A 3,593-nucleotide genomic window follows, 5' to 3' on the forward strand; every position below is an offset into this window, starting at 1 on the left:
GTGCTGGAGGGCGGCAGGCCCGCTGCCAGCCAGGTGCCGTCGATCGGCTGCAACATCAAGTGGAGTGCCGGCAACGAGCCGGTCTGGTCCTCCAGCGCCGCCCGCGCCGCTTAGCGCAGGCGCCGCTTCGAACGCATTCGCCAGGTATCCATGCACAAGCCGCAAAAATCCGCTTCCGACAGCTTGCTGCTCCAGGCCGACGTGCTGGTGCTGGGCGGAGGTCCGTCAGCGGCCTGGGCGGCTGTCGCTGCGGCCGAGAGCGGCGCCAAGGTGGTGCTGGCCGATAAGGGCTATCTCGGTACCAGCGGCGCCACCGCGCCCTCCAACACCGGCACCTGGTGCGTGCCGCCGGGCGACAACAGGCATGCCGTCGTCGAGCGGCGCTGGCAGCGCACCGGCGAACTCGCCGACCCGCGCTGGATGCTGCGCTGCGTCGATACTGCCTACCGCAATCTGCTCAGGCTGTCCGAATGGGGCTATCCCTTTCCGAGCGAGGATGACGGCCGCCTCTACATCGCCAATCTGCGCGGGCCGGACTACATGCGCTTCATGCGCCGCCGGGTGCTGTTGGCCGGCGTCACCGTGCTCGACCATCACCCAGCGCTCGAACTTCTGTCCGACGGCGATGCCATCGTCGGCGCCGCCGGTGTCGCCCGGCAGATCGGCCAGGACTGGCGCGTCGACGCCAACGCGGTGGTGCTGGCGACGGGCGGCTGCGCTTTCCGCGAGCGCATCCTCGGCGCGACCGGGCTGACCGGCGACGGCTATCTGATGGCGGCGGAGGCCGGCGCCAGCCTGTCGGGCATGGAGTTCACCGGCAAATATACGCTGGCGCCCTATGGCTCATCGCTGAACAAGGGCCTGCCGTTCCGCTGGGCCTCGTTCCATCGCGAGGACGGCTCGCCGATCCTCGGGCCGACCGGCGAGCCGTTGCGTAACGGCATCGGCGACCGCGAGGAGGAAGTGGCGCGCGCGCTGATCGACGGCCCGGTCTACGCGCGGCTCGATCAGGCCGAGCCGGCGCTGCAAGGCTGGCTGCGCCAGGGCCAGCCGAACTGCTTCGTGCCCTATGACCGCGCCGGCATCGATCCGTTCAGCGAACTGTTCCGTATCACCTTGCGCGCCGAAGGCACGGTGCGCGGCACCGGCGGCATCGACATCGTCTCCGACGATTGCGCCACCGGCGTGCCCGGCCTCTATGTTGCCGGCGATGCCGCCAGCCGCGAGATGATGACCGGTGCGCTATCAGGCGGCGGCGCCGTCAATTCATCCTGGGCGCTGGCCAGCGGCTGGTGGGCCGGCAAAGGTGCCTCGACCCATGCCAAGCGCCGGACCGGCAAGGCGTTCCGCAGCGCGGTGCAATCGCTCGGCCAGGCCGGCTTGCGTCCTGCATCATCGGCGAGGGCCGACATCTCGGCGGGCGAAGTTATCGAGGCGGTGCGTAGCGAAGTCACGCCGCTCGACAAGAATTTCTTCCGCACTGGCGAGGCCCTGGAGAAAAGCGGCGAGCGGCTGGAGAGTGTCTGGCGCGACGTGCGCAGCCATCTGCAAGGCGAGGGGCTGGACCGGGTCCGTACCCGAGAGGCAGCTTCGATCGCCGCTGCTGGGCGTTGGTCCGTGGCCGCCGCGCTGCACCGCACCGAGAGCCGCGGCATGCACCGCCGCACCGATCTGCCGGGCAAGAGCCCGGCCTTCGCGCACCGGCTGGTCATCACCGGTGTGGATGCGTTCCGCATCGCAGGTGCGCCTGAGCGGCTGGCGGAGCTGGCGTCATGATCGAGATCGTCTCGGCCACGCGCTGCGTCGAATGCGACATCTGCGTCAAGGTGTGCCCGGCCAACGTCTTCGACGCGACCGACAATGGCGTGCCGGTGATCGCTCGCCAGGAGGACTGCCAGACCTGCTTTCTTTGCGAGATCTATTGCCCGACCGACGCGCTTTATGTGGCCGAGTTCGCCGAAGGGCCGACCGGCATCACGGAAGCTCAGGCCGACGCCCGCCAGATGTTCGGCTCCTATGCCCGCGCGCTTGGCTGGAAGCGCGGCAAGGCGGGCGGCTCGGAATTCGACCCGACGCACCGCATCCGCGTGGCGCAGTGAACCGATCGGAGACAGATATGGATCGCCCGAACATGGACCGGATCGTCGTCAGCGACATCAGCAAGACCTTCCAGCTCAAGCCGGGGCAGTTCGTCACCGTGGATGGCGAGGCGACCGACCGCGTCACCGTGCTCGACGGCGTCGATCTTTCCATCCGCAAGGGCGAGTTCATCACGCTGGTCGGCCCGAGCGGCTCGGGCAAGTCGGTGCTGCTCGATATCATTGGCGGGCTGACGCAGGCGACCGGCGGCAACGTCCAGCTCGACGGCAGGCGCATCACCAGGCCCGATCCAAAGACCGGCTATGTCTTCCAGCAATATGCGCTGTTTCCCTGGCGCACGGCGCTCGCCAACATCGAATATGCGCTGGAAGTGCGCGGCGTGGCCAAGGCCGAGCGTACCGCCACAGCCCGCCATCTGTTGGCGCTGTTCGGCCTTGCCGGTTTCGAGGACCGTTTTCCCAACCAGCTGTCCGGCGGCATGCAGCAGCGTGTGGCGATCGCGCGTGCGCTGGCCAGCAACCCGGAAGTGCTGCTGATGGACGAGCCGTTCGCGGCGCTCGACCAGCAGACGCGCGAGCTTCTGCAAGGCGAGCTGCTGCGGATCTGGGGCAAGATCAACACCACGGTGATTTTTGTCACCCACTCGATCGACGAGGCGATCTTCCTCGCCGACCGCGTCGTGGTGATGACGGCACGGCCGGGCGCGGTGAAAGAGATCATCGACATCGACCTGCCACGACCGCGCGACGGCGACATCCGCGCCAGCGCCGAATTCAATCTATATCGCGCCCGCGTCTGGGACGTGCTGCGCGACGAGGTCAACAAGGCGCAGAAGGACTGGACCCTGTCGCCAGCCTTCAGTCACTGAGGAGCTGGACCAATGGCCTATCTGACCGAGAAGTTTGGCTCCGCGGGAGCGCTCCACCTGTTTGCCGGCGCTGGCGAAACGGTAGCCGCCGCCAGGGTCCCGGCCATCAAGGCCAGCGCCAAGATCCGGAGCAAGAAAGCAAGCCACGGCACGTTCCTCTATGGCGTGCCGCTGCTCGGCCTGTTCTTCCTGCTGTGGGAGATCGCGCCCCGACTCGGCTGGCTGAACCGCATCTTCTTTCCGCCGCTGAGCGAGGTGCTGGTCGCCTGGTGGGCGCTGCTCGCTTCGGGCGTGCTGATCGAGCATATCGGCATCAGCCTGCAGCGCGCCGCGATCGGCTTCGCACTCGGCGTGGTGGTGGCCATCCCCCTCGGTCTGTTGATGGGGCGCTATTCGTTGTTCGAGAAGGTTTCCGACCTCCTGGTGCAGACGCTGCGAAACACATCGCAATTCGCACTGCTGCCGGTGTTCATCCTGTTGCTCGGCATCGGTGAGGAATCGAAGGTCGCGATCACCTTCTACTCCTCGGTTTTCTTTCTCCTCGTCAACACGATCAGCGGCGTCAAGTCGGTGGATCCGCTGCTGATCAAGGCGGCGCGCTCGATGGGTACGTCCGACTTCGATC

At 67.2% G+C, this 3,593-nt stretch carries 4 protein-coding genes and 1 pseudogene; all 5 read left to right on the top strand.

Annotation, left to right across the window (positions count from 1 at the left end):
• Positions 1–114 (top strand): annotated as a pseudogene (locus tag EN939_RS40095) (thioredoxin family protein); the annotation flags it as partial.
• A 36-nt stretch (positions 115–150) separates the two neighbouring features.
• Complete coding sequence (locus EN939_RS25270) at positions 151–1,776, top strand: FAD-dependent oxidoreductase (RefSeq protein ID WP_127270525.1); 1,626 nt, start codon at positions 151–153, stop codon at positions 1,774–1,776.
• A complete protein-coding gene (locus tag EN939_RS25275) occupies positions 1,773–2,099 on the top strand; it encodes a 4Fe-4S dicluster domain-containing protein (protein WP_127270526.1) in 327 nt (108 codons plus the stop codon). Before EN939_RS25270 ends, EN939_RS25275 begins: the two co-directional genes overlap by 4 nt.
• 32 nt (positions 2,100–2,131) lie before the next feature.
• Positions 2,132–2,968, top strand: coding sequence for an ABC transporter ATP-binding protein (locus EN939_RS25280; RefSeq protein WP_127270530.1), 837 nt, complete (start codon positions 2,132–2,134; stop codon positions 2,966–2,968).
• A 12-nt stretch (positions 2,969–2,980) separates the two neighbouring features.
• Positions 2,981–3,593: ABC transporter permease (locus EN939_RS25285; protein WP_127270528.1), on the top strand; the 613-nt coding region annotated here is incomplete at its 3' end.

The organism is Mesorhizobium sp. M7A.F.Ca.CA.002.05.1.1, from assembly GCF_003998335.1.
Lineage (GTDB): Bacteria > Pseudomonadota > Alphaproteobacteria > Rhizobiales > Rhizobiaceae > Mesorhizobium.